Genomic DNA, 25,590 nt, shown 5'->3' with positions numbered 1-25,590 from the left:
AATGCAGCTATGTAAATCTAACTAAATGAGTAACGCTATGAATTATTGGCTATTTAAAACTGAGCCCGATGCTTTTTCGATTGATGATTTAAAAACAGCGCCGCAACAAACCACCCTGTGGGAAGGCGTGCGTAACTATCAGGCACGTAACTTTATGCGTGACGATATAAAATTGGGTGACTTAGTATTTATTTACCACTCTAGCTGCAAACAAGTAGGCGTTGTGGGTATAGCCACTGTTACTAAAGAAGCCTACCCCGACCCAACTCAGTTTGATTTAAATAGTGACTATTACGATGCGAAAGCCACGCCCGACAAGCCACGCTGGTTTGTAGTTGAAGTAACCTATAAAAGCCATTTAAACAAACGCGTAAGCTTAAAAGACATTAAAGCTAACGAGGCGATTAACGAATTAGCCCTTAAAAAAGCAGGTCGCCTTTCGGTAATGCCTGTCACACAAAACGACTGGGAGCAAATAATAGCCATGAGCAATTAAGCTCATTAAGCAAATATCAAGCTGTAATAGTAGCTAATCATTAACGGGCTAAAGCTTGGCTATGTTTGACCTCATTTGGCCGTGTTTGATACGATCCCCCGCGAGTTATAATTGGGGGATTAATGAAACTACTGTATTGGTTAGATGAATGGTTAACGCTTTGCCGTGATGAACAACAAACTAAGCTGCCTATGTGTGGCGGCGACCTACTCGGCGATGTGTATGTAAAATACGAATTTGTTGATTTAAATAAGCCCCTGCTTTTTACTTTTTCCCCCGCGGGCACCAACGTCCAAGAACACGACCTAACCGATGACTTTGCCCCTTGGGGCTATCACTTAGCGCAAAAACAAAATGTTAATGTAATTTCGTTCCAACATTTAGGCAAAAGCAATTGGTTTAGAAGCCGTAATTTAATCTTCTTTTTGGAGCAGTTATCAAGCTTACTTTCACCATTTAAGTGCCGCTTAGGCTATGGCCTTAGTCGCGGTGGTTTTGCTGTTGGTGCGTTTGCAAAATTACTTAAATTAGATCAGGTTTTATTTTTTCATCCTGTTAGCACCAAAAACACCGAAACAGTTCCGTGGGACACCCGCTCCAGCACAGAGCTTGCGCAGCAATTTGATTGGCAAAGTGAGTATAACGACCTCGATTTAGGCCATGCTAAGGGGTATATAATTTATGACCCCACCAATAAAATAGACCGCCTACATGCTAAGCGGTACCCACAACTGACTCATTTAAGAGTGTTTGGCATGGGCCACGGTACCCACGCAAGTTACCTCACCAAATTTGGCTTTTACAAACAAGTGGCTGTTGACTTTATACGCCACCAGCAAATTGATATAGCGCAGTTTCGTTTGCAAACCAAAACCTTGCGCTTAAAAGAAGAGTATTATCAAAGCCTAAATAAGGCAAATGCGAGTTCGCCTCACCGCTTGGCATTATTAAGTACAGCACATCAAATTTTAGCAGATGAAAAAGAAGTGCATGTGCAAGAACATCAGGCCAAAATAGATATTCAGCCGTTAATAGATGTCGCACTTAAACATCAAGATGAACACCCAAATGATGCTATTCAGTTATTAGAAGTTGCCCAACAAATAGTGCCAGATGATCCGCTGGTTGAGCACAAGCTCAAGCAGCTAGAATAGACCTATGACGGTTTATTCTTCTTTCTTTTTTTGTGACCATGCTTGGGCACAATCGTAAAATACATAAAAAGCCCCAGCCACGAAAAAATAATTACGCCTAATAACCAGCCGTTTTTTTCGTGGCCTTGGGTGCGCTTACTATTAACCACTATCACCACGGGTAATATATAAGCGCTTAAAATAATTATTAAAAATACTACTTCATTCATTATTTAACCTAAGCCTTGGTTATTTGGCCAAGCTTTGCCAATCTACTTCATTTGTTAGCACACGCTCAAGGGCAATGTAGTGCAGGATATCGCCCGCATTTACCTTGTAATCAAGTGGCGGATTTAAATCCATATTTTGTGCACTTAAGTTATGCGCCACCCCTAACAAAATAGCATTATAGTCATGCTTAAAATGGTGAAATAAAGTGCCAAACTCCATCTCTTCGCATTCACTTGGAATAGCTAGGCTAAACTGCGTGTCGCCGTGCAATGTAGATAATAGCTCTTCTTGTACTCGACTCGAGCCTGGATCTTGCATTGAGCGTACTAAAATCTCAGCCGACTTAGCGCTACTACACTCTACATTTTGGCAATGCTCAAGCAACATATCGACCTTGGTTTCATCTAAAAAATGCGCGCTAATGTGGCACTCATCTTTAACTAAACGGCTAATACGCAGTGCAGTTGTAAGTGTTTGGTCGTCATCTTGCCCATCAATAATAACTTTGTCGGCACGGCTTATAGCTACGCGCTCAAGCTCTTCTAAATCGGTAAAACTTGTTAGGCGGGCAAAGTCGACATTTTCGTTAGTTAAAAATGGGTGATCCATTTGCTCGGTCACCGCCAACAAAATACGGCGGTCGGTACGTTTGGTATCGGCAAGGATATAATCAATCATTTTTTTTGTTCGGGTATCGTGCCAACCAAAAATAATAATGTGGTTGTTACTGTGAGCAAAGTTTTTATCACCAGTCATAGCGCGCCTAATTAAGTAAGTCACTGTTTGCCCTGTTTTTCCTAACAGAACGCCAAATAAAGCTAATCCAAACGGAATTTGTATTAAAGCCACAACCCAACGCCCCAGCTCGCTGGTTGGGCTAAAATCGCCGTAACCCACTGTTGAGGTAGTTACTGTGTAGTAGTAAAAAAAGGTCGTAAACGAGGTAAGCGCTTGCTCATTTGCAATAAATAGCAGCCCCCAAGTCACTAACATATGAGCAAGTATTGCAAGCACCACGGCTTGCCAGCTCAGCTGATCGATATGAGCACGAACAAGTAGCGCTAGCCTCTTAAATATTACCGGCATGATACAAAATCTTTGTTAGTAAATTATCTATAAACAGTACGTTACTGTAAGCCATGCTTTTAAGCAACGTTTAAGCCTTTAAGTAAGGCCTGTTACCCTTTTAGGATTAAATTTTGTTCAACCTATAAGATGCTCAGGCCTTAAAATATAAGACTAAATGCGGGTTTGCTAATGTGCTAAGAGCATGATTAATTATAATAAGACTAAAAAACACACAGACACATTATGCTTAATAAAATTGCCACACCGTTTACCAAATTAGTAGAGCGCTACTTACCTGACCCTTTTATATTTGTCATATTGCTGAGCTTAATTACTTTACTCTCTGCCAGTATTTTTACCCCCGCAACACATATTGAAGTTATTAACGCATGGGGGAGTGGTTTTTGGAACCTGCTTAGCTTTGCCATGCAAATGCTGTTGGTGCTGATTACAGGTTACATGCTAGCAAGCACGCCCATTATCAATTCGTTATTAAACAAACTGGCGGCGCTTGCTAATTCAGCGCCAAAAGCGATTATTTTAGTCACGCTTATTTCGCTATTAGCCAGCTGGCTTAATTGGGGGTTTGGCTTAGTTATTGGGGCTTTATTTGCCAAAGCAATTGCAAGGCAGACACAGGTTGATTACCGCCTATTAGTTGCCAGTGCCTATTCTGGCTTTGTGGTGTGGCATGGCGGCTTAGCAGGCTCAATTCCGCTTACGATTGCTACCGAAGGGCACTTTTCACAAAATAGCATTGGCATAATTAGTACCGAGCAAACCCTATTTGCTGGTTTTAACATAGCAATATTAATTGGCTTATTTATTATTATGCCGTTGGTTAACCGCTACATGCTACCCAGTGATAAAAACAGCGTATATGTAGACCCAGCACTTATTAAAGAGCCCCCGCCCGCACATGAAAAAATTACTCGCCCTGCTCAGCATTTAGAACACACAAAGCTGCTTGGCATTTCGATTGGTTTACTTGGCCTTTGCTATTTAGGGTATTACTTTATAGTTGCAGGCGGTAGCCTAAACCTAAACAGCATTATTGCTGTGTTTTTGTTTTTAGCCATTACCTTGCACCAAACACCCTATAACTTGCTTAATAGCTTGCAACAAGCAATTCCCAGCGGTGCGGGTATTGTCATTCAATTTCCGTTTTACGCGGGCATAATGGCAGTCATGGTCGACAGCGGTTTAGCACAACAAATATCGCGTGGTTTTATAGCTGTTGCTGACGCCGATAGCTTGCCATTTTTTAGCTTTATAAGTGCAGGACTCGTTAATATGTTTGTACCTTCTGGCGGCGGCCAATGGGCAGTACAAGCACCTATTGTTATACCCGCAGCGCAAGAGCTGGGCGCCGATATATCACGTGTTGCTATGGCGGTTGCCTGGGGTGATGCGTGGACCAATTTAATTCAACCCTTTTGGGCTTTACCGGTATTAGCCATTGCAGGGTTAAAAGCGAAAGACATTATGGGGTTTTGTGTAGTGCAGTTATTTGTAACGGGGGTATTTATATCGCTAGTGCTGAGCTTTTACTAACCCTTAATTACGCGCAGTATTTAAGTATACTGCGCGTATAGCGATTAGCTCGATAAAATCGTCATCGGTAAACTAAGTATTGGGTTTTCTGAATCTGCAAAGTGCATCATAACCGCTACATGCCCAGCTACTACAATGGCGTACATAGCGGCTGAAAAGCCTTGGCCGTATTTATCAAGCGGCAATAAATGCGAGTAATGTCGGCCGCGCCATTCAAATACAATTTCCAGTGCGCCAACAAACAAAAAGAACACCAGCAACATTAAGCCAAATGTATAACTAAGCCATAATCCAAATAGCACGCCCAATAAGCACACACTTAAACCGACCCAAGAGCGCATTGAAAAGCTGATACTTTTTAAAACATGCCCACCATCAAGCGGTAAAATGGGTAGTAGATTAAATAAGTTAAGTAGTGCGCTTAATACCGCAACACCTGCAAATATATCCATTTCAGTGGCGTAATATAAAACCACACCCAGCACTGAGGTAAATAAACCAAACGCTGGCCCCATGAGGGATATAACTACATCTTGCCAGCGCGTTGTTATTTTATCGTCACTTACAGCCAATCCACCTACAAAGGGGATAAGGTAAATCCCTTTGGTTTTTATGCCAAAGTATTTCATGGCTCTAACGTGTCCGTATTCATGTACCACTAAACAGGCAATTAGCATTAGTGCAAATTCAATACTAAATAGCCATGCATAGCCGGCAACCGATGCACTCGCTAAAGCCACCTTAATTACTTTTGCACTTTTAAATAATTTAAAACCCAATGCCGCTAGCCCTAAAAAGCCTTTTTTGGGCTGGCTATTTACCGGCGCAGGTAAAGCTAGTTCAGTAGCAAACACACCATCAACAAATAACGATAAAGACTGCTCATGAACATGTGAGCTATCAATCCCTATTTGCTTATTATCTAAAGTAAATTCGGCGTAATGCTCTTTGGGTGTTGTAAAGCTTATGGCCTGTTGATTATGAAATATTTGTACTATTTTATGCCCAGATACCATTAGCATTAATGGTTGCTCTGCAAGCATGAGATCGATTTTTATCATGACTAAAACCAGTTAAAACAATGGCGCTAGTATACCGATGAATTTAAAAAACACGAATTGCCTTAAATCATAAGCGCAAAAGCACTTAGAAGATAAAAAATAATATAAAACTAAGCTGACAAAAGGCTGATCAGGCGCTATTTTTACAGTACTAATATATTAAGCAGTTACAAGGATAGAGCATGTCGATTTCGGTACCCAATATTTTAGTTGTGGATGACTCAAAGGCGATTTTAATTGTTATGGAGGCCATTTTATATGAGCTAGGAGTCTCGAATAAAGTTACAAAATGCCTGAGTGCTCAGCAAGCGCTAACTCATGTAACCGACGATATAAACTTTTACGATATTGTATTTACAGACTTAAACATGCCTGAAATGGATGGTATGGAGTTTATAAGAAAACTAGGCGAGCTTAATTTTACAGGCGCAGTAGTTATAATTTCGGAGATGGATCATAAGGTTATTAACCTAGCTGCCAATTTAGCGCGCCATAGCAATATTCATTTAGTCGCAAATTTAGCTAAACCCGTGCAACTTAGGCAAGTAAAAACCGTTTTACAAAAAGCAAAGCACTTAGCAGTACATAACGACCTTTCTCATGCCTCTATTTCAGAAAAAGCATTGCATGAGGCAATCAATTTAAACGAGATAATCCCTTACTATCAGCCAAAAATAAATTCTCAAACCAGTGAAATAGAAAGTATTGAGGTGCTAGCGCGCATCGTTAAAACGCATACTGGCGAAATCATCTCGCCCAATCGGTTCATTTCGTTATCGGAGCAATCGGGGTTAATTAATCAAATTACCTTTAGCTTATTTGAGCAAGCCACCAGCGATTTAAAAGCTATACGTACAAACATTACGGCGCATCTAAAACTGGCTTTTAACCTATCTCCCACTCAACTAGATGATTTAAGCTGCCCCAACAAGCTGATGCTTATATTGCAGCTCAATGAGCTATCACCTAGTGATATAATTTTAGAGATTACCGAGCAACATGCGCTGTCTAGCCTTTCTCAGCTAGAAACCTTAAACAGATTAAGAATGCATGGCTTTGGCATATCATTGGATGACTTTGGTGTTGGCTTTACCAACATGAACCAGATTAAGCGCCTGCCTTTTACTGAAATAAAAATTGACCGTACACTTATTAGTAATATTGAAACAGATCAGTTTTCGCAAGTGGTGGTCAGCTCACTGGTTGATATTGCCAGTCAAGAGCAACTAGCCCTTGTGGCCGAAGGCGTAGAGCGCGCCGAAGAATCGCTCTACTTAAAAAACTACCGCACTAATTTAGCCATGCAAGGATTTTTGTTTACCTGCCCTAAAGCCAAAGACGATTTTATAGAGTGGGCACTAAACTGGGTAAATACGACGGGGGGCACAATTAAACGCTAACCTTCAACCCCGTCGTAATTATTTATTATCTCAGGGCGTGTCGTCATCTTCACTAACTATGTGCTCGCTGCTTGCTAAACGCTGGCGCCAGCGCTGCTTGGCAACCATACGCATATTGGTCGATTGGTCGCGCTCATCAACAATTTCAAGCCCCATAAGGGCTTCTATCATATCCTCGAGGGTTACAATGCCTTGAACATCACCGTATTCATCAACAATTAAACATATGTGAGTACGTTGTTTAAGTAAGGTTTGTAGTAGCGATGACACATTATGCCTTTCGGGTACCGTATGAATAGGCTTAACTAATTTGCTAATTTTATAATCGGTACCTAAGCGGTGATAAGCCAACATAATGTCGTTTTTATGCACAAAGCCAATTATGTCATCGGCGTCTTTATCAAACACTAACACGCGCGAAAATGATGACGAGCCGTGCTCGCTCATGTACTGATCGACCGTTAACCCTTTATGTACTTTATACAGCACAGTGCGCGGCGTCATTAAGTCGGTTAATTTCGCATGCCTAAAATGTAAAAGGTTGCGGATTATTTCTGACTCATCGGCATGGATTGCCCCTGTTTCGGTGCCTATATCTGCCATGGCTTCTATTTCTTGGCGAATATAAAAAGCCTCATCGTGCTTGGCCCCCATTAAATTAGTAAGCTTTTGAGCAAGCCACACAAATGGTTTTAGCGATATCACTAAAAAGCGTAAAGAATAGGTCACGCTAGGGGTTAAGGCACGCCAATAATTGGCCCCTAAGGTTTTTGGAATAATCTCTGAAAGTACTAATACTAAAAGTGTCATTATGGCAGAGGCAATTCCTACTGCCGCATCTGAAAAAACCACAGCGGCTTGTGCACCCACACCTGCAGCGCCAGCGGTATGGGCCACTGTGTTAAGCGTTAGTATTGCAGCAAGCGGTTGATCTACATTATTTTTTAGTTTTTCGAGCTGCTTTGCAAGTTCAGGCTGTTTTTTGCGTAATAGCGCCACATAGCTGGGCGAAATACTTAACAGTACAGCTTCCATTACAGAGCATAAAAAAGAAATAACGATGGCAGCAACCATGTACACAATCAGTAAAGTCACTTTTTCTCCGATGAGTTGAACATATGGGCATGGTAACAATACATGCTATATTTGGCCAAATAACTATCAATAATAGGCACAAATATGAGAATTAGCTCACCTTGGACCACAAAAAATAAATTACTAAAACAAGCAGCTACCTTTTTTGCTCTTGGCAGCTTGAGTTTGACAGCAATAGCAGCCCCGCTTGATAAATCAAATATCGAGTTTATTGGCCCTTTAGGCGAAAACATGCAAGTTAAGCCATTTCAAACACCACACGGCCAAGTCATTATTAATAACTTATTAGAGCAGTTGCAACGTAATACGCAAAGTGTGTCTGTATTTGGTAAAAAGCATAGCTGGCAGCCGTTTAATAAAGTAAACGCACTTACTTTAGGTGGCCTACAAGCGCTTAAGTTCAATATTGAAACAACCCGCTATAGCCAAGGCACATTAACTATAAAAGGGATAGAAAACGCTCAGTTGTTTATTGATGCCAAGCTTCAAAAAGGCGATAACCACACATACTCTTTATCGTTAACTAATGGCTCTCATAGTGTGATTGTAGTGGCGCAACAAGTGGCTAACTGGAACAACGTTTCTCTCGATTTTGAACCCAAAGCCGACACTGACAACATTACAATTAACACCTCTACAACTAAGCGACTTTCAGCCGAGCAACTTTTTGATGCACCCACCATTAGTGGACTTTCTTTAGCGCCCGATGCTAAGCAATACGTTACCAGCACACGCAGCTATTCAAATAAAACGGCCAACCAAGCAAACGTGGTAACTGAGCTTAAAAATAGCCAAAATCAAACCTTGTATCGCTTTGAAGGCCAGCAACCAAGCAATATGGTATGGAGCCCCAATAATCAATTTTTAGTTTATATGTTAGGGAGTGAACTAAAACAGCTAAACCGTAAAAACCTCAGCATTAAAACATTGGCCAGAGAGCTTGAAGGCGCAAGTAACTTTAATTTTTATAATAATAACAGCCTTATTTTTAGCTGGTCTAAAACCCCCGAAGACAACAACAGCTTAACTAAGCACTACAAAGGTCTTCAAGATAGATGGTCATACGCACGCAACGTAAGTCAGCTCTATATGTTAGACACCCACAGCGGTTTAACCAAAGCGCTTAGCCAAGGCCCTATTTCGCATAGCTTTGAAGATGCAAACACTAATCGTGGCAAAGTATTAATGAGCCGCCAAGTTATGGTTATGCAAGCCACCACCCACCCAGAAACTGAACTGGTGGAACTTGACTTACAATCGAATAAAATAACGTCTTTTGGTAAATTTAAAACCTTTAACCATGCAAAGTACGCCAACAAAGATGTGTACGTTGTTGCTGGCCCAGATTTTAAAAATGGCGCAGGCCGTGCACTTCCAAAAGGGATGTTAGCTAATAATTACGACGGCCAATTGTACTTACTTAGCGATAACGGTAAGAATGTAAAAGCGCTTAGTAAGCAGTTTGACCCCGCTATAGGTGAATTACATGTGCTTGATAATGGCGATGCGCTTATAAAAGTAACCGAGCAAGATACCCAACCTTTGTATTTATATGACTTGAGCAAACAGCGCTTTAAAAAACTTAATACGGGTTTAGATATCGTTGAGCAATTTAGCTACTCGCACGAGAGAAACCCGCAAGTGCTACTAAGCGGTACCACAGCATCCACCCCTCAGCAGCTTAAACGCTTAAATATAAGTAAAAATAAAACAGACCTAATCTGGGACTCTAAGCCGCTTGCCTACGCTAATACACAAATACCGACTCTGGAAGAGTTTAACTTTACAAATAAAGACGGCGTAGAAATTACAGGCCGTGTGTACATACCTACCAACTTAGATAAAACTAAAAAACACCCTGCACTTGTCTATTACTACGGTGGCACCTCACCGGTTACCCGTGGTTTTACAGGGCGCTACCCATTTAACTTGTGGGCAGCAAATGGCTATGTTGTTTATGTATTGCAGCCAACAGGGGCAACTGGTTTTGGGCAAACATTTTCTGCTCAGCACGTTAACGCCTGGGGCGATTATACCGCTAGCGATATAATGCAAGGTACACACGCCTTTTTAAAAAAATACGATTTTGTTGATAGCAAAAAAGTGGGTAATTTAGGCGCCTCATACGGAGGCTTCATGACCATGCTACTTGCCACCAAAACAGACATGTTTAGTGCATCTATTGCGCATGCGGGTATATCAAACTTAACCTCGTATTGGGGCGAAGGTTGGTGGGGGTATTTATACTCAGGCGAAGCATCAAAAAATAGCTTTCCGTGGAATAACGCTTCGCTTTATAGCGATCACAGCCCTGTATTTCATGCCGATAAAGTAACGACCCCTTTACTGCTGTTACACGGCGATAGCGATACCAATGTACCTGTTGGCGAAAGCTTAACCATGTATACCGCCTTAAAGCTTTTAAATAAAGACGTAGAGCTTATTGAATATAAAGGCGCCGACCATCAAATTTTTGCTCGTGATAAACGCTTTGATTGGTGGAACACCATGCTCGCTTATTTTGATAAACAACTAAAAGGCGAACCACAGTGGTGGGACGCAATGTATTCAGATAAGTAACACAGCGCTCAGCACATTTTTAGCTAAATGTGCTGAGCTTACTCACATAAACAGCAACCTTAGGTAAGCCGCCTTTTATATCTGAAACATAAAGTTACCGAAAAGTTACACCGCCCCCTTCTCAGCATTTAACGATTGGTGCTACCATACAGAGCTATAAATATACAAAAATAAGTCCTATGGCAATTAACGTTTTATTGGTTGAAGACGACGAGCTACTCGTTAAGCGCATCCAAAATCACTTTACAGACACCGAATTTTCGATAGAAATAGACCCCACAGGTGCCGATGCCCTAAACATAGTTAGGCAACGCGTAAACCTGCGCAGTGCTATTTCTCTTGCCATTATTGATATTGTATTACCCAAGCGTGATGGGTTGCAGCTTGCCAAAGAGCTCAACACTTTGACCGATATTGGCGTGATTGTTTTATCTAGCCGCGACTCTCAAGCCGATCGTATTGCCGGGCTTGCACAAGGTGCTGATGACTATATTTGTAAGCCTGTTGATTTATTAGAACTTGAGCTGCGCATGCGCGCACTTTATAAACGTATTGCAATTAATCAAGACGATGATGAAAGCGAAGAGTTTATAGAATACGCCGACTTTAAGCTCCACCCCGATAACCGCACATTAATTACCTCATCAGGTATTGAATCGCGCTTAACCGAAGCCGAGCACAAAGTGCTAATTTGTTTAATTAGCAACGCAGGTAAAGCAACCTCGCGAGAAAAAATATCAGAAGAAATAGGCCAACCAGATTGGAGCCCAAATGACCGTACCGTGGATGTTTTAATTGGCCGTTTGCGTAAAAAACTATACGATGAAAAAGACCAAAAACGCATTGTAACCGTGCGCGGCAAAGGTTACATGCTCTCAATTTAGCGCATTAAAATTTTAAACACAGAAAAACGCAGCAGGCTCCGAGCTTGGCACCTTAAAATAATTAAGCATTGTTGCGGTTCGGTATTATTTCCAGCAGCGTTTAGTTTATTTAGTTAACTGCGCTAGTAACCGCTCAAAAGCGCGATAATTTAGCGCCTCTTTTAGCTCTTCTAAACTAATATGCTCTGCACCTTTTAAGTCACTAATAGTACGCGCCACTTTAATAACCCTATGGTAAGAGCGCGGCGATAACGACAGCTTTTCGCTAGCGCGTGCTAAAAACTGCAACTCAGCCGGAGCTAAAGTGCAATGTATATTCATTTCTTTATTATTTAATCGTGCATTAACCTTACCTTGGCGCTTTAGCTGTGCACTGTAGGCCGCTTCTACTCGGGCTCTTACTTGGGCGCTGGTTTCTTCAGGCTCGGTACTTTGTAGTTCAACACTTGTTAGTCGCGGTAGCTCTATTTGTAAATCGATACGATCGATAAACGGGCCTGATACGCGCGATAAATAGCGCATCACTTGGTCAGGTGTTGCTCGCTTATCATTATGACACCCGGTAGGGCTTGGGTTTAGTGCGGCTATAAGCTGAAACTGCGCCGGAAACTCCATTTGCCTTGCTGCCCGCGAAATAACCACCGAGCCGGTTTCCATGGGTTCACGCAGCGAATCAAGTACCTTACGTTCAAATTCCGGAAGCTCGTCCAAAAATAACACCCCGTTATGCGCAAGTGAAATTTCACCCGGTTTAGGGTTTGAAGAGCCACCAACTAAAGCGACTGCCGAGCATGTGTGGTGTGGGTTTCGAAAAGGCCGCTGGCGCCAATTATTTAAATCAATTGATTGGCCAATAATAGAATACAGTGCAGCCGTTGATATTGCTTCATCGTCTGACATGGTTGGCATTATCGTCGCCATACGCTGCGCTAGCATAGATTTACCCGTACCAGGTGGACCTAAAAAAAGTAGGTTATGGCCTCCAGCGGCGGCTATTTCTAGCACTCGCTTAGCACCGGGTTGGCCTTTAACATCACTTAAATCGAGTAAAAAGTCGGGAGACTGGGCGCAATCTGGGTATTCAATATTTAAAGGTAGTGGCTGCTGATTTAATAAATCCCCCCATACTTCTTGTAACGAGTTAACCGCTTTACGCTTAACGCCGTTCACCAAACTTGCGAGGCTATCGTTGGTAAAAGGTAAAAAGCAGCAACGGTTTTGCTCTTTTGCAGCAAGTACAGAAGGCAAAATGGCATTAACTCCCCGCACTTCACCATTAAGGGCAAGCTCACCGTAAAATTCATATTTATGTATATCTGGACACACTACCTGCCCCGAGGCCACTAAAATACCTACGGCAATGGCTAAGTCAAAACGCCCGCCATCTTTAGGTAAATCGGCAGGAGCTAAATTTACGGTAATACGTTGATCAGGGAAACCAAATTGAGAGTTTTCTAGGGCGCTACGCACCCTGTCTTTTGATTCTTTAACTGAGGCCTCTGGCAGCCCAACAATATTAAATGCCGGTAAACCATTACCTAGGTGTACTTCTACAATAACCTCGGGGGCGTTTATACCCACTTGGGCACGAGAGTAAATGCGAGCTAGCGACATTCCTTATCCTAATTAATGGTTTAATTAAGTAGTTTAGTCAGAATATTTAAAAACGTGTACTGTGATTTGCCATTTAATAGCCGCAATACGAAGCAATAAGGTAGTTAGCATTGCCATTACCATGGCAAGTTCGGTCGCGAACGCAAAATGAATTCCCAGCGTATAAACTACACCGCCAGCAATACAGGTAATAGCGTATAACTCACCTTTTAGCAGCATAGGAATTTCGCGAGCAAGCACATCACGGAGCATGCCCCCGAAGCAACCGGTAATTACACCCATAATAATTGCGGTCATATTTGGCATGCCGGCTAGTAAGGCTTTTTGGGTGCCCATTACCGCAAAAAATGCTAAACCAAATGCATCGGCAATTTGTAATGTGTAGTGCGGAATCGACTTTTGCTTGTTAATAAGCCGCGTGGTAATAAATACCGCGGCTAAAATAGCATAAAAAAAACTTTGATCGTGTAGCCAAAATACCGGAACATCTAATATGAGATCGCGAACCGTACCGCCCCCAATCGCTGTTACCGCTGCTAATACTACAACCCCAAAACCATCCATTTTCTTTTCGTGTGCGACCAAAGTACCTGTAACAGCAAACACAGCAATGCCGATTAAATCAAACCAGTGATAAAGTTCAGTCATGAGGAACAACCCAAAATTATTTGTGCCGTTTTAACACAAACTATACAAAGTTTTAAGTAATAACGTATTTTTAGAGAAGTTTATAATATTTATAGATATTACTTGGGGTATAAATCTAAGAGTGTTTTATAGGGAAAGAAATATAAATTTTAGGCATAAAAAAACACGCCTTAAGCGTGTCGTTTCATTTTATGTATTTCAGTGGTTGCGGGAGCCAGAGCTTATGAAAGGTGAACCGACGACCTTTGCTGGCTTATGCAGAGCTGAGCCCGACGAGCTATTCATTTCACTTAATTTTAGGCATAAAAAAACACGCTTTAAGCGTGTCGTTTCATTTTATGTATTTCAGTGGTTGCGGGAGCCGGATTTGAACCGACGACCTTCGGGTTATGAGCCCGACGAGCTACCAGGCTGCTCCATCCCGCGCCTGAAATATGTATACTTATTTAGCGTTGCTTACATTACAACGTGGCTGCCAACTCCCTAAAGGAAATTGGTTGCGGGAGCCGAATTTAAAACGACTACCTTTGCTGGCTAATGAAGAGCTGAGACCGACAAGCTTTTCTTTAACTAACATTTTACAGTAACCTCAAACCCCTAAAGGAAATTGGTTGCGGGAGCCGGATTTGAACCGACGACCTTCGGGTTATGAGCCCGACGAGCTACCAGGCTGCTCCATCCCGCGCCTGTATATTTTAAGTCTATCGACTACTTAATTTAATCTCTTAAGTTAGAGTTTACAGTAACCAAGCTTTTAAAAAAATTGGTTGCGGGAGCCGGATTTGAACCGACGACCTTCGGGTTATGAGCCCGACGAGCTACCAGGCTGCTCCATCCCGCGCCTGTAATTTCTTTGAAATAGTTTCGTGTTAATAACGAGCCTGTTTCGAAGAGAGCGCTATAATATAGGAATAAACTTATATTGCAAGGCTTTAACTAGTTAATTGTGTTCAACCGAACAAAAAGCAATCAACAAGCACTATAAATAGCTATCTCTGGTGTGGGCTTATCATTTTTTGAAACTCCCAATCTGGGTGTCCCATTACAATAAAGTCAGGATTTTCAGTGCTCTCACGCTGGTTATAAGTAAGCGGATTAAATTCTGCATCGGTTATACACCCGCCCGCTTCTTCTACAATAACTTGTGACGCGCCGGTATCCCACTCGCCTGTAGGGCCAATTCGTAAAAAGCAGTCGGCTTTACCCTCGGCAACTATACATGCTTTTAGCGAGCACGAGCCTACTGCAATAGTGGCAAACTGCGTATTTAAATACTGACTGACCGCTTCAATTTTTTGTCTACGGCTTACTGCCAACGTTAGGTTATCGGGTGTTGCTACCGACATTTTTGTGTCACTACCATTTTCTCGTTTAAATGCCCCCTGATTAGCAGTAGCAAAGTAAGTGATCCCTTTTGCTGGCCAATGAATCACACCTAAAACGGGGTGATTATTTTCAATAAGTGCAATGTTAACGGCAAAGTCACCACTTTCTAAAATAAACTCCCCAGTGCCATCCATCGGATCTAATAACCAATAGCGCTGCCAGTTCTTTCTTTGGGCAAGTGCCGGAATAGGCGTTTCTTCCGACATGATAGGAATGTCGGGCGCAAGCGCTTTTAAACCAGCAACAAGCACATCGTTAGACGCTAAGTCTGCTTTTGTAACAGGCGTAGAGTCTGATTTTTCTTGCTGGCCAATATCGTCTTTTTTATAAATAGCCATAATGGCATCGCCTGCATTTTGTGCAAGTTCAATACAAGGCTCTAGTAATTTATTCATTTGCAGCTCCAGACGCTAAATACTTATTTAATAATAGCAAAGCGGCAACACTGCGAGCTTCGGTAAAATCGTCTTGCTCTAATAATGACTGCCAATCTGTTAATGGCCACTTAACAACCACTAAAGGTTCGGGCTCATCACCTTCTAACGTTTGCGGATATAGTTGCTTAGCAAATAAAATATGCATGGTCGCGTTAAAGTAACTTGGCGCCATTGATACTACTTTGAGCGGCTCAAAAAATTCAGCACCAAAACCCACTTCTTCTTTAAGCTCTCTGTTTGCAGCTTGCTGTGGTGTTTCGCCTGGGTCTATCAAGCCTTTAGGAAAGCCTAATTGGTAGTCGTTTGTGCCCGCGCAATACTCACGTACCAGTAGCATTTCGTTATCGGCAGTTATTGGTACAATCATTACAGCCCCGCGGCCACCGCCACGTATGCGCTCATACTGGCGCTCTTCGTCATTAGAAAACTTAAGCTCTAACGATTCAACAGTAAATAAACGGCTTTTAGCAACTACATTGTTACTAATAATTTGAGGCGGAGTTGGGTGCTTTTTCTGTGTCATTGGCGTTATTTTGCTATCATGGCAGTTGTGCTTAATCATAAACTTTTCACAAGGAAAAGCCCATGCTAAATTGGTCAAAAATCGATACCGTTTTACTCGATATGGACGGAACATTACTCGATTTACATTTCGATAGTCACTTTTGGCTTAACGTTGTACCAGAGCAACTTGCGCTCACTCGCAATATTACCCTTGATGAAGCAAAAGCCGATATGCACAAACGCTATCAAGCGGTAAGTGGTCAAATACAGTGGTATTGCTTAGATTATTGGCAAGAGCAACTCAATTTACCAATAATGGAATTAAAACGCCAAACCCAGCACTTAATAAAAGTACGCGAAGATGTGCCCCACTTTTTAACAGAGTTAAAAAAAGCAGGTAAAGAGCTAATTCTTTTAACTAACGCCCACCCTGAAAACGTCATGCTTAAATTTGAACATACCGCGATAGATAATTATTTAGATGGCGTGGTGTCTACTCATCAATACGGAGTGAGTAAAGAGCAGCAAAGTTTATGGCATCAAGTACAAAAAGACTTAGGGTTTAATAAGCAGCGCACTTTGTTTGTTGATGACAGTGTGCCAGTTTTAAATGCTGCTCGAGAATACGGCATTGAACATTTACTTGCGGTGGCTAACCCAGATAGCCAGCAACCACATAATGTAATAGCCGATTACTTAAACGTAACCGACTACAGAAACATAATCTAGCAGCTAGATTATTGTTGCGGGTAACGCGCCACTAGGCCTTGATATACTAACTTTGCAAAGTCGGCATGTTCGGTATCAAGGCTTTTAACGACTTCGACTAAATGCTCGTTATCCTCTTGGCCATTCCATACTTTGATGTAGCTGCCATCTTTGTAGCCATGATCTTGGCGAAAAAAGTTTAACGTGTTTTTACCTACGTAACCGCGGTATAAATCGTCAATATCCATCCCTATTTGCGCCATACACCCTGCAAACGCGGCCGCGTTAAAGGTTTTATTTGCAACTGCTGAAGCTGCTAATATTTCAAGAGTTTGTTTAAAGTCATCTGCGGCCTGTGGTGCGCTAAGTTCTTGTTCTAGCTGCTTAGCTAACTCTTCGTAAGAGGTTGTTCCGTCAATTCTTAACGACAAACCAAAATGAAATATATCAACCAATTCTAGAATGACTTGCTCGGTGTCTGGGGTTTGTTTTTTCCACCACTTCCAACCGTAATGATCTAGCATTTCTGCACACTCTACCCAAATGGCTCTGTACCACTCAAAGCCTTGGCTAAACCATTGATCATGAACTTTAGTGTTCATGGCATTTTGCATTTCTAGCATTACTACTAGCTTATTTAAGTTGGCTGACATATCGTTTCCACTTGAGCTTTTAAATTACGCTTATGATACAGGCAAATAATAAAAAGTGCATTTTTGATCTATTATAAACAGCACATAAAAACAGGGCAGGAAATAATGATGAGTAAAGTGTTACTGCACACCTTGGCGACTATTGTAATGGCTGCTTTTTTAGTAACGAATGCGCAAGCAAGTACAGAAGGAATTGCTGCAGCCCCCGAGCAAGTATCACCATTATTACCGGGCTTAAGCGTGCCTAATATAACGCTCAAAGATCAACATGGTAATAATGTAGAGTTACAAAAGCGCTTTGCTGAAAAAACAACGGTGCTTATTATTTACCGCGGAGGTTGGTGTCCTTATTGCTCAAAGCAACTGGCTAATATACAAAAAATTGAGCAGCAACTCGCTAATTTAAATGCGCAAATTATTGCAGTATCACCAGATAGTCCAGAAAAACTAGCCCAAAGTAAAATAAGTTCGCCAAATTATTTACTGCTTTCAGATGATAGCTTAACCCTAGCAAAAGCCTTAGGTTTAGCTTATTTTTTAGATGATAAAACAGCTGCTATCTATCGCAATAAGCGCGGTGTTAACTTTGTTGATGCCCAAGGCAAGGTAAACGTCGCCTTACCTGTACCGGCTGTATTTGTAATTGATAAAAGCGGCGTTGTTTATTTTCAGTACGCAAACCCTAATTACAAAGTACGTTTAACAGAGGAGCTATTATTAGCTGGCGTTAAATCAATAGAAAATCAATAATCTGTAGTTATACCAATCGACTTAAATATTTAATCATTCTAGGGTGCTAAATAGAGCGCTATAAATGCCTAATAACTTAACACCATTGATATTACAAAAAAGGCCAACTAGGTTGGCCTTTTAAACGTTTAACGCGAGCCACTAAACTCAGCCCACGACTCTATTAAATCTATAAAATCTTCAAAGCCACAACCACTCACTAGGCCATTTTCTTCAAGCATTAAGTCATCATCTTGATAGGCGACTAAATCTTCGCTGTCTTGGTGTAGAGCATGGGCTTCAAATAAGGCTTCGTCTTTAGAGAGTATTAAGTCTATCTCTTGGCCTTTTAACGTTATTGGCTCGTAACTTGTTTTTACCGAGCTAATAAGTGCTTGTACCATCGCGACTTTTTCTTTGCCAATTTCTTCGTTTAACCAGCGGCCAATTAGGGCATGCTCGCTGCTTATTTTAATGCGCAGCCCACTAATAGGGTCACGTATAAATTGATATTCCATAATTTTTACTTTTAGAACGCTAATGCACTAATTATACCCATAAATAGCCTTAAACACCGACCCTAAAACGCAAAATAGCGCCAATGGGCGCTATTACTTATTTTATGATCACTAATCTCTGGAGCGGTATCTCGCGGCGTCAATTATTGCCCAAACGTATACTATCGCGGCAATAATCCCTGGCACAACTAAAAACCACAGTGCGGCACCGCCAAAAAAGAAAATAGCAAATAGTAAAGCAGCTAAAATACGCCCTTGTACTAATTGACCTAAACCGGGGAAAAATATATTACATAGTGCTGCAATTACATTACCACCTGAACCTTGTCCTGACATACTCACCTCTGTAGTTAATTAATTTTAAGTTTTAGTTATTTACTTACTATCACACTTTATGCCAATTTATTAAAGCTTAAAAATCAAATAGTTAAATTACTACTAAATAACTGCTTTAGTATTTTTTACTAAATATAGGTCAATTTGATTATTTTTATTATTAATTATCGTTACTTAAGAGTACACAAAAGCGACTAAGGGATTAGTTTTACAAGTATTTTTAGAATAGCTGTTCATAAAAACAGTATTTTATTTAGCCTAACAAAAACACCTGTTATACTGCCCTCATTATTGATTGAAAAGGCGTAACGATGGACGTTTCTGAATTACTCGATGGCTTAAATGACAAACAACGCGATGCCGTTGCAGCCCCACTACAAAACATGCTGGTATTAGCAGGTGCTGGTTCGGGTAAAACACGTGTTTTAGTTCATCGTATCGCGTGGTTAATGCAGGTTGAGCAAGCATCGCCTTATAGTATTTTTGCGGTTACCTTTACTAATAAAGCCGCTAAAGAAATGCGCACCCGTGTTGAAGAAACCCTTAAAGCCCCTGTCGGTGGCATGTGGATTGGTACATTCCATGGTTTATCACACCGTATTTTGCGCGCTCATCACCGTGAAGCAAACCTGCCAGAAGCCTTTCAAATTTTAGACTCTGACGATCAACTTAGAATGATCAAGCGCTTATTAAAATCAATGAATATTGATGACAAAAAATGGCCCGCCAAACAATTTGGCTGGTACATCAGCGCTAAAAAAGATGAAGCCCTGCGCCCTAAAGATATTCAAGCCTACGATATAAACGAGCAAATGATGCTGCGTGTATATGCCGCCTATCAAGAGGCGTGTGACCGTGCAGGTTTAGTCGATTTTGCAGAAATACTGCTACGTAGCTACGAGGTTCTTAAAAATAACCCTACGCTACTACGCCATTACCAGCAGCGCTTTGCCCACATGCTGGTAGACGAGTTCCAAGATACCAATACCATTCAATACGCATGGTTAAAGCTACTTGCTGGTGATACACAAAGCATTATGATTGTAGGCGACGATGACCAGAGTATTTACGGCTGGCGCGGCGCTAAAATAGAAAACATTAAACGCTTTTTAACTGATTTTGACGCCGAAACTATTCGTCTTGAGCAAAACTACCGCTCAACCGCGACCATTCTAAAAGCATCTAATGCGCTAATTAAAAACAATTCAGAGCGCATGGGTAAAAGCCTTTGGACCGATGGTAACGAAGGCGAGCCTATATCAATTTATGCCGCCTTTAACGAGCTAGACGAAGCCCGCTTTGTAAGCAGCAAGCTACGCAGCTGGTTAAATGCTGGTAATGCGTTGCAAGACGCCGCTATTTTATACCGTAGTAACGCGCAATCTCGTGTACTCGAAGAAGCCATGCTGCAAGAAGGCTTAAAGTACCGTATTTACGGTGGTATGCGATTCTTCGAGCGCCAAGAAATTAAAGATGCGCTATCGTACTTACGATTAGTAGGAAACCGCCAAGATGACGCCGCATTTGAGCGTGTAATTAACACCCCTGCGCGTGGTATTGGCGATAAAACATTAAGTCATATACGTGATTGTGCACGTGCTGAGTCTCTGCCTCTTTGGTACGCAGCTAAAGCTATTGTTGAACAACAGCATTTATCTGGCCGCGCGGCAGGTGCAGTATCTAAATTTGTAGAGCTGGTTGAGCACATAGAAGACAAAATTAGTGACCTTACACTGCAAGAGCAAGCCAAATACGCTATTCAAACCTCTGGCCTTATGGCTATGTACCAAGCTGAAAAAGGTGAAAAAGGCCGAGCTCGCGTAGAAAACTTAGAAGAGCTTATCAGTGCCTGCGATCAGTATGAACTCCCCGAAGAAGAAGAGTTTAGCTCACCACTACAAGGCTTTTTAGCTTATACATCGCTTGAGTCTGGTGAAGGCCAAGCCGATGAACACGAAGACGCTGTGCAAATGATGACTCTTCACTCTGCTAAGGGCTTAGAGTTTCCACTTGTGTTTATGGTAGGCGTTGAAGAAGGCATGTTCCCATCGCAGCAAAGTAATGAAGAGTCAGGGCGCTTGGAGGAAGAACGCCGCCTTTGTTACGTGGGTATGACCCGTGCCATGGACAAACTTTACATAAGCCATGCCGAAAGCCGTCGTTTATACGGCCAAGAAAAGTACCATAGCCCGTCGCGGTTTTTACGCGAAATACCCGAAGATTGCGTAGAAGAAATTCGTATTAAAACACAGGTATCACGACCGCCTGCTGCAGGACGTTTTAGCGCATCAGTAAGCCATGCTGTATTTGAAGAAAGTGGTTTTAACTTAGGCCAACGTGTACTGCACGCTAAATTTGGTATTGGCACTGTGCTTAATTACGAAGGCAGCGGCGCGCAATCGCGTGTGCAAGTAAACTTTGATGACCTTGGTAGCAAATGGTTAGTAACCGCATATGCACGACTTCAAGCTGTATAAGCACTGTGTTGAGCAATTAACGCAGCAACTAACTGGCGCTAAGCATCGTCAGTTAGTGCTTATTACAGGCCAGCCTACTTGGTGCTATGAACTATTAAGCGCGTTAACCCGTTCGGATGATGTAAAGCTACTTTCAAGCAGCCTTGCCAATGCAAGTTGGCCTGAGCATACTCATCAACTACTTGGGCAAGAGTTTCCTCACGCCGTTTATGATGGCTTTAGTGGCATTTACCCCGATAAACTCGCTGCATTAGCCGGCACCGTAAAAGCCGGCGGGCTTTTATTTTTATTACTACCTGATTTACAACGTCTAGCCTCATGGCAAGACCCTGCGCTGCAAAGCGTGCAGTCTTATGGGTGTAGTAATCAACAAAGCTATTTTAATTTACGTTTTTCTCGCCTTTTACAAACCCTACCCGCCATACACTTTGATGAACACACTGTTTTTAAACAGCCGCCGCTCAAAAGCAATGTAACAAATAAAATTGAGTATCAGGCGCAGCAACACTGCGTTGAGCAAATAATTAAGGTGGCCACAGGACGTGCGAACAGGCCTTTAATTATTAATGCCGACAGAGGGCGAGGAAAATCAGCCGCGCTAGGTCTTGCAGCCGCAGCATTACATGATAAAAAAATCATTGTATGCGCAACACAATTTAGAGCCACCCATAGCTGTTTTAAGCATTTAGCTAAAACCTTACAGGTGGAATACAAGGCTCAGCAAAAACATTTAGCTAATTTACAATACATGGCGTCCGATGCACTGCTTAATCAGTTGCCGCAATGTGATTTATTACTGGTCGATGAAGCCGCCGCAATACCTGTCCCACTACTGTTAACCATGTTAAAGCACTACCCGCGTATAGTCTTTGCAAGCACCTTGGTAGGCTACGAGGGTAATGGCCGAGGCTATACCATTCGCTTTACGCAACATATTAAAGCAAATTACAAAGCGGCAAAAATTGTAAACTTAGAAGAGCCTTTACGCTTTGCCAAGGGCGACCCTCTTGAGCAACATGTACGCACACTCTTTGCTTTAGATGCACAATATAACGAATACCCACCCGCTTTAAATAGCATTGAGCACGTTGAAGTCACTCAACAGCAACTCGTTGACAATGAGCCTTTACTGCAGCAAATAGTTGCGTTGCTAGCACTTGCCCATTACCAGAGCAGTGTTAACGATTTACGCCAATTACTTGATGCCCCAGCGCAAAGGCTGTTTATTAGTAGATGCGACATGCATGTTGTGGGTGTATGTTTAATAGCAGTTGAAGGCGGTATGGATGCAGAGCTAGCTAAGCAAGTAATCAGTGGTGAGCGCCGCCCACAAGGGCATTTAATGGCGCAATCGCTCGCGCAATTAAGCGCACAGCCAAGCTATTTAACAAAACAAAGCGCACGCGTTATTCGTATAGCTGTTGCACCTAACCTGCACCAACAAGGCGTAGGTAAAGCATTGCTAGCGCATTGCCAACATCAGCTAACCCCCACCTGTAGTTATATAGGTGCAAGTTTTGGGGCTACAGCAGGGCTTTTACGTTTTTGGCAATCTCAGCAGTTTTGTGCTGTAAAGCTAGGTTATCAGCGAGATAAAAGCACGGGTGAGCACTCAGCCCTCGTTATTAAAGCATTAGACACTTCCACGCAGGGCTTACATACCTTAGCTCAGCAATTTAAAAGTGATTTGTTTTATGGTTTATTAACGCACTTTAGCCAACTCGACAGTGAGTTAGTCAGTGAGCTAATAAGTAAATTTATCGATGAATCTAGCGTGCCCAGCCCACCTATAAACACTGCAATTAGTACAATAAATCGCTTTAATACCGCGCCAAAACTATGGTATTTATTTAACCACTCCCCATCCAGCCTAATGGCAACTAAAAGTGAAGATCGCCACTTGCTGATACAAATGGTATTACAAAACCACAGTAATGAGCAGCTAATCAAGCAACATTGCTTAAGTGGAAAAAAAGCCTTAGAGCAACAATTTAAACTCGCAGTTAAGTCACTAATTAAAAAACCACACAACCTTTAAGCTATTTATCTATTTTGTTCTATCCTTAAAGCATTACAAGGCAATTAAAGATAAAGGTATGGAATTCATAAACTTTCAAGTGGGCTGTAAAACCATTTCACTTAAAATTCTCGATATTTTACTCACCGAGCGGTTTGATAATAACCTCACTACATTGCCAAATAACAATAAGAGCTTTATTGGTGTAAAAGACTACATGGAAACACCCACGCCGGTGTTCGACCTAGGTGTTATTTTAAATGGCAGCTCTACAGAGCAAGGTAATAAAAAAGCACTTAATGAGCTAAGAACCTGGCAAGCCTCGCTTAATGATTGGTTTAGCCAATTTGAAAAAAGCATCGCGCAACAGAGCCACGTAATAACAAACGATAAAACTCAGCTGCACAACATCGCCGTATTTTATAAAGAGTTTAAAACTGACAACAGTGACCTAAAAACTATCATAGAAAAACTTGATGAGCCTTTTCAAGCGCTAGTAACAGCTACAGATCGCACAGTTAGTACTCATAACGAGCAAGACTATAAACAAGCCAGTAAATATTTAGCGAGTATAAAGCGCAACAGCTTTATGCAATTACAACGACTGTTTGATGCGGCAAAAGAGCAAATAACACTCGATTATAAACCTATTATTGTTTTTACTACTAAAGATGGGCTCAACCCGCATATCGGATTACTAGTAGATAAAGTAGAGGACAATATAGATTATAAAAAAGAAGACATTAAGCCACTCGATAAATTAACCGAAGTAGGCTTTGATATAGACCCGCAAACCAAAGGCATGATGCGAGGGCTAATAAAGTTAGCCGATAAACACAGTGTTTTAATAGACCCTAGCGCAATATTTAGACCTGATCATTTAGCACAACAGGAAGACGAAGAAACACAAGCGTATGGTTTATTCTAAAAATAAAAAAGCCGAGAAGGCTCTCGGCTAATTAACTTATAGCAACACGTTATACAGTAGCTATAATATCTTCAACTGGTAAACGCGCTTTAGGTTTGCCAAAGTTCCAATCTTCTTCTTCAACTGGGTAACCCATTGCAAGTGCCACTTCACAAATATGACCATCAAGCTCTTCGCTAAACTTCTCACCGATTAACTCTGGGTCAACACCTTCCATAGGCGTAGATGCAATATTTAAACGTGCCAGTGTATGCATAATGTTACCCAGTGCTAGGTAAACTTGTGCTTTAGTCCAGCTGCCATTGTAGCCATTTTCATCCGTATTCATTTCAGCAAAAGCGTAGGCACCCATAAAGCTTTCACGCAGTTGCGCTGGTAAGTGACCAGAGCTCACTTCAACATCCACACGTTTAACAAACTTCTCTTTAGTAAACTTAGGATCGTAAGCTAATAACAGCGTATGCGACGCTTCTTTAGCGTGTAATTGATTAAACTGGTGCTTGTTAGCAAATGTATCGTGCAAACGCTGCTTAGCTTCATCACTTTCTACCAATACAAACTTCCAAGGTTGAGAGTTGATTGAAGAAGCAGACAAGCGAATAGCTTCTTTAATTACGTCAAGATCCGCCGATGAAATACGTTTGCTCGTATCGTATTTTTTAGCCGTGTAACGGTTATGTAAGTCTTTAATAATTTGATGAGACATGCTCTTCTCCCCTTTGGTAAGGTATGTAAATACAAGATGGGGCAAGTTTATAGGGTTTGCTATCAATTGATAATTAGCAAAATACTTAAAAGACTTTCTAAAAAAATTTGATAATAGATCAAGCCCATACCTTTTGGGATAACAGTGTTATTGGTGCGGGATCTGTAGTAACTAAAAATGTAGAGGCGGATACTGTTGTTGCTGGTAATCCAACTCGTGAGATAAGAACACTATATTTACCGTACAAAGATGTGCAGCGAGCCTTATCCGCGGGTTTCGTGATACTCAACCCACGCTACAGAGGTGGTGGAGATTGTGAGAATAATATCTGGAATGTATTTTTACTTTTCTGCAGACGTAAAAAAGCCCAGCTCTTTCGAGTCGGGCTTTCTTGTATTTGGAGCCTAGCGATGTCGTAGTGCCCACA

Annotated in this window: 23 protein-coding genes, 3 tRNA genes and 1 pseudogene; 12 read left to right on the top strand and 15 right to left on the bottom strand. The window is 41.7% G+C overall.

The features are described 5' to 3' along the window. Positions 1–37: 37 nt before the first annotated feature. Positions 38–496, top strand: a complete 459-nt coding sequence (locus PSH50_RS15805) for an EVE domain-containing protein (protein ID WP_138578075.1) — start codon at positions 38–40, stop codon at positions 494–496. Between the two features lie 122 nt (positions 497–618). Beyond that, entirely contained in the window at positions 619–1,650 is a 1,032-nt protein-coding gene (locus PSH50_RS15800; protein WP_273587806.1) for a cytosolic protein, read from the top strand. Between the two features lie 2 nt (positions 1,651–1,652). Here the strand turns inward: PSH50_RS15800 and PSH50_RS15795 are convergent, their stop codons facing one another. Both PSH50_RS15795 and PSH50_RS15790 read right to left on the bottom strand, forming a co-directional pair. Then, positions 1,653–1,859 (bottom strand): hypothetical protein, encoded by a 207-nt coding sequence (locus tag PSH50_RS15795; RefSeq protein ID WP_004588680.1) that lies wholly within the window; start codon positions 1,857–1,859, stop codon positions 1,653–1,655. A 19-nt stretch (positions 1,860–1,878) separates the two neighbouring features. Then, on the bottom strand, positions 1,879–2,946 hold the full coding sequence (locus PSH50_RS15790) for a potassium channel family protein (RefSeq protein WP_273609823.1): 1,068 nt from the start codon (positions 2,944–2,946) through the stop codon (positions 1,879–1,881). Positions 2,947–3,171: 225 nt separating this feature from the next. Here PSH50_RS15790 and PSH50_RS15785 point away from each other — a divergent pair, with 225 nt between their 5' ends. Then, positions 3,172–4,482 carry a short-chain fatty acid transporter gene (locus tag PSH50_RS15785; RefSeq protein ID WP_273587807.1) on the top strand — a complete coding sequence of 437 codons (1,311 nt, stop codon included), beginning with the start codon at positions 3,172–3,174 and terminating at the stop codon, positions 4,480–4,482. A gap of 44 nt (positions 4,483–4,526) precedes the next feature. Here the strand turns inward: PSH50_RS15785 and PSH50_RS15780 are convergent, their stop codons facing one another. Continuing rightward, a complete protein-coding gene (locus tag PSH50_RS15780; protein ID WP_264390858.1) occupies positions 4,527–5,543 on the bottom strand; it encodes a metalloprotease in 1,017 nt (338 codons plus the stop codon). 182 nt (positions 5,544–5,725) lie between these two features. Between PSH50_RS15780 and PSH50_RS15775 the strand changes: the two genes are divergently transcribed. Beyond that, positions 5,726–6,943: an EAL domain-containing protein gene (locus PSH50_RS15775; protein ID WP_273587809.1), complete on the top strand. Its 1,218-nt coding sequence runs from the start codon at positions 5,726–5,728 to the stop codon at positions 6,941–6,943. 30 nt (positions 6,944–6,973) lie between these two features. Here PSH50_RS15775 and PSH50_RS15770 read toward each other — a convergent pair whose 3' ends face one another. After that, entirely contained in the window at positions 6,974–8,038 is a 1,065-nt protein-coding gene (locus PSH50_RS15770; protein ID WP_273587810.1) for a CNNM domain-containing protein, read from the bottom strand. Between the two features lie 84 nt (positions 8,039–8,122). Between PSH50_RS15770 and PSH50_RS15765 the strand changes: the two genes are divergently transcribed. Further along, positions 8,123–10,618, top strand: a complete 2,496-nt coding sequence (locus PSH50_RS15765; protein ID WP_273587811.1) for a S9 family peptidase — start codon at positions 8,123–8,125, stop codon at positions 10,616–10,618. Between the two features lie 179 nt (positions 10,619–10,797). Next, positions 10,798–11,502: a response regulator transcription factor gene (locus tag PSH50_RS15760; RefSeq protein ID WP_004588673.1), complete on the top strand. Its 705-nt coding sequence runs from the start codon at positions 10,798–10,800 to the stop codon at positions 11,500–11,502. Between the two features lie 105 nt (positions 11,503–11,607). Here the strand turns inward: PSH50_RS15760 and PSH50_RS15755 are convergent, their stop codons facing one another. The 7 genes from PSH50_RS15755 to nudE all read right to left on the bottom strand — a co-directional run bounded on the left by PSH50_RS15755 (position 11,608) and on the right by nudE (position 16,110). Then, positions 11,608–13,116 carry a YifB family Mg chelatase-like AAA ATPase gene (locus tag PSH50_RS15755; protein WP_004588672.1) on the bottom strand — a complete coding sequence of 503 codons (1,509 nt, stop codon included), beginning with the start codon at positions 13,114–13,116 and terminating at the stop codon, positions 11,608–11,610. A gap of 33 nt (positions 13,117–13,149) precedes the next feature. After that, positions 13,150–13,764, bottom strand: coding sequence for a trimeric intracellular cation channel family protein (locus PSH50_RS15750; protein ID WP_055255143.1), 615 nt, complete (start codon positions 13,762–13,764; stop codon positions 13,150–13,152). Positions 13,765–14,113: 349 nt separating this feature from the next. Further along, positions 14,114–14,190, bottom strand: a tRNA-Met gene (locus PSH50_RS15745). A 182-nt stretch (positions 14,191–14,372) separates the two neighbouring features. Next, positions 14,373–14,449 (bottom strand) — tRNA-Met (locus PSH50_RS15740). Between the two features lie 79 nt (positions 14,450–14,528). Further along, positions 14,529–14,605, bottom strand: a tRNA-Met gene (locus PSH50_RS15735). A gap of 148 nt (positions 14,606–14,753) precedes the next feature. Next, positions 14,754–15,545, bottom strand: coding sequence for a 3'(2'),5'-bisphosphate nucleotidase CysQ (cysQ, locus tag PSH50_RS15730; protein ID WP_273587812.1), 792 nt, complete (start codon positions 15,543–15,545; stop codon positions 14,754–14,756). Further along, positions 15,538–16,110 (bottom strand): ADP compounds hydrolase NudE, encoded by a 573-nt coding sequence (gene nudE, locus PSH50_RS15725; protein WP_029772216.1) that lies wholly within the window; start codon positions 16,108–16,110, stop codon positions 15,538–15,540. The genes cysQ and nudE overlap by 8 nt, the downstream gene beginning before the upstream one ends. Before the next feature lie 62 nt (positions 16,111–16,172). Between nudE and yrfG the strand changes: the two genes are divergently transcribed. Then, positions 16,173–16,820 carry a GMP/IMP nucleotidase gene (yrfG, locus tag PSH50_RS15720; RefSeq protein WP_004588668.1) on the top strand — a complete coding sequence of 216 codons (648 nt, stop codon included), beginning with the start codon at positions 16,173–16,175 and terminating at the stop codon, positions 16,818–16,820. 8 nt (positions 16,821–16,828) lie between these two features. Here the strand turns inward: yrfG and PSH50_RS15715 are convergent, their stop codons facing one another. Then, positions 16,829–17,452, bottom strand: a complete 624-nt coding sequence (locus tag PSH50_RS15715; RefSeq protein WP_004588667.1) for a dUTP diphosphatase — start codon at positions 17,450–17,452, stop codon at positions 16,829–16,831. Positions 17,453–17,515: 63 nt separating this feature from the next. Between PSH50_RS15715 and PSH50_RS15710 the strand changes: the two genes are divergently transcribed. Continuing rightward, positions 17,516–18,202 carry a peroxiredoxin-like family protein gene (locus tag PSH50_RS15710; RefSeq protein ID WP_273609822.1) on the top strand — a complete coding sequence of 229 codons (687 nt, stop codon included), beginning with the start codon at positions 17,516–17,518 and terminating at the stop codon, positions 18,200–18,202. A gap of 128 nt (positions 18,203–18,330) precedes the next feature. Here the strand turns inward: PSH50_RS15710 and PSH50_RS15705 are convergent, their stop codons facing one another. Both PSH50_RS15705 and PSH50_RS15700 read right to left on the bottom strand, forming a co-directional pair. Continuing rightward, entirely contained in the window at positions 18,331–18,699 is a 369-nt protein-coding gene (locus PSH50_RS15705) for a YacL family protein (protein WP_054983969.1), read from the bottom strand. 111 nt (positions 18,700–18,810) lie between these two features. Then, positions 18,811–19,035 (bottom strand): hypothetical protein, encoded by a 225-nt coding sequence (locus tag PSH50_RS15700; RefSeq protein WP_024031970.1) that lies wholly within the window; start codon positions 19,033–19,035, stop codon positions 18,811–18,813. A 311-nt stretch (positions 19,036–19,346) separates the two neighbouring features. Here PSH50_RS15700 and uvrD point away from each other — a divergent pair, with 311 nt between their 5' ends. From uvrD to PSH50_RS15685, 3 genes are read left to right on the top strand one after another with little or no spacing between them, the layout of a single operon-like run. Continuing rightward, a complete protein-coding gene (uvrD, locus tag PSH50_RS15695) occupies positions 19,347–21,512 on the top strand; it encodes a DNA helicase II (RefSeq protein ID WP_273587813.1) in 2,166 nt (721 codons plus the stop codon). After that, positions 21,490–23,550, top strand: a complete 2,061-nt coding sequence (locus PSH50_RS15690; RefSeq protein WP_273587814.1) for a GNAT family N-acetyltransferase — start codon at positions 21,490–21,492, stop codon at positions 23,548–23,550. The genes uvrD and PSH50_RS15690 overlap by 23 nt, the downstream gene beginning before the upstream one ends. A gap of 58 nt (positions 23,551–23,608) precedes the next feature. Next, complete coding sequence (locus PSH50_RS15685) at positions 23,609–24,457, top strand: chemotaxis protein (RefSeq protein WP_273587815.1); 849 nt, start codon at positions 23,609–23,611, stop codon at positions 24,455–24,457. Positions 24,458–24,506: 49 nt separating this feature from the next. Here PSH50_RS15685 and PSH50_RS15680 read toward each other — a convergent pair whose 3' ends face one another. Further along, a complete protein-coding gene (locus PSH50_RS15680; RefSeq protein ID WP_024031966.1) occupies positions 24,507–25,163 on the bottom strand; it encodes an NAD(P)H-dependent oxidoreductase in 657 nt (218 codons plus the stop codon). Between the two features lie 137 nt (positions 25,164–25,300). On the opposite strand from PSH50_RS15680, the pseudogene PSH50_RS15675 reads away from it, so the two are divergent. Then, positions 25,301–25,396 (top strand): annotated as a pseudogene (locus PSH50_RS15675) (sugar O-acetyltransferase); the annotation flags it as partial. Positions 25,397–25,590: the final 194 nt, after the last annotated feature.

Source organism: Pseudoalteromonas sp. Angola-7, assembly GCF_028599255.1.
In the GTDB taxonomy this organism is placed as follows: domain Bacteria; phylum Pseudomonadota; class Gammaproteobacteria; order Enterobacterales; family Alteromonadaceae; genus Pseudoalteromonas; species Pseudoalteromonas atlantica.
The sequence above is the reverse complement of the archived record's forward strand: the minus strand, read 5'-3'. Positions and strand labels throughout refer to the sequence as shown.

Excerpts from the sequence above, each read along its gene's own strand:
- PSH50_RS15805 (WP_138578075.1), top strand. The coding sequence starts at position 38 with ATGAATTATTGGCTATTTAAAACTGAGCCCGATGCTTTTTCGATTGAT.
- PSH50_RS15765 (WP_273587811.1), top strand. The coding sequence starts at position 8,123 with ATGAGAATTAGCTCACCTTGGACCACAAAAAATAAATTACTAAAACAA.
- PSH50_RS15795 (WP_004588680.1), bottom strand. The coding sequence starts at position 1,859 with ATGAATGAAGTAGTATTTTTAATAATTATTTTAAGCGCTTATATATTA.
- PSH50_RS15715 (WP_004588667.1), bottom strand. The coding sequence starts at position 17,452 with ATGTCAGCCAACTTAAATAAGCTAGTAGTAATGCTAGAAATGCAAAAT.
- uvrD (WP_273587813.1), top strand. The coding sequence starts at position 19,347 with ATGGACGTTTCTGAATTACTCGATGGCTTAAATGACAAACAACGCGAT.
- PSH50_RS15705 (WP_054983969.1), bottom strand. The coding sequence starts at position 18,699 with ATGGAATATCAATTTATACGTGACCCTATTAGTGGGCTGCGCATTAAA.
- PSH50_RS15790 (WP_273609823.1), bottom strand. The coding sequence starts at position 2,946 with ATGCCGGTAATATTTAAGAGGCTAGCGCTACTTGTTCGTGCTCATATC.
- PSH50_RS15780 (WP_264390858.1), bottom strand. The coding sequence starts at position 5,543 with ATGATAAAAATCGATCTCATGCTTGCAGAGCAACCATTAATGCTAATG.
- PSH50_RS15685 (WP_273587815.1), top strand. The coding sequence starts at position 23,609 with ATGGAATTCATAAACTTTCAAGTGGGCTGTAAAACCATTTCACTTAAA.
- PSH50_RS15700 (WP_024031970.1), bottom strand. The coding sequence starts at position 19,035 with ATGTCAGGACAAGGTTCAGGTGGTAATGTAATTGCAGCACTATGTAAT.
- nudE (WP_029772216.1), bottom strand. The coding sequence starts at position 16,110 with ATGACACAGAAAAAGCACCCAACTCCGCCTCAAATTATTAGTAACAAT.
- PSH50_RS15680 (WP_024031966.1), bottom strand. The coding sequence starts at position 25,163 with ATGTCTCATCAAATTATTAAAGACTTACATAACCGTTACACGGCTAAA.
- PSH50_RS15690 (WP_273587814.1), top strand. The coding sequence starts at position 21,490 with ATGCACGACTTCAAGCTGTATAAGCACTGTGTTGAGCAATTAACGCAG.
- PSH50_RS15785 (WP_273587807.1), top strand. The coding sequence starts at position 3,172 with ATGCTTAATAAAATTGCCACACCGTTTACCAAATTAGTAGAGCGCTAC.
- cysQ (WP_273587812.1), bottom strand. The coding sequence starts at position 15,545 with ATGAATAAATTACTAGAGCCTTGTATTGAACTTGCACAAAATGCAGGC.
- PSH50_RS15800 (WP_273587806.1), top strand. The coding sequence starts at position 619 with ATGAAACTACTGTATTGGTTAGATGAATGGTTAACGCTTTGCCGTGAT.
- PSH50_RS15755 (WP_004588672.1), bottom strand. The coding sequence starts at position 13,116 with ATGTCGCTAGCTCGCATTTACTCTCGTGCCCAAGTGGGTATAAACGCC.
- yrfG (WP_004588668.1), top strand. The coding sequence starts at position 16,173 with ATGCTAAATTGGTCAAAAATCGATACCGTTTTACTCGATATGGACGGA.
- PSH50_RS15760 (WP_004588673.1), top strand. The coding sequence starts at position 10,798 with ATGGCAATTAACGTTTTATTGGTTGAAGACGACGAGCTACTCGTTAAG.
- PSH50_RS15750 (WP_055255143.1), bottom strand. The coding sequence starts at position 13,764 with ATGACTGAACTTTATCACTGGTTTGATTTAATCGGCATTGCTGTGTTT.
- PSH50_RS15775 (WP_273587809.1), top strand. The coding sequence starts at position 5,726 with ATGTCGATTTCGGTACCCAATATTTTAGTTGTGGATGACTCAAAGGCG.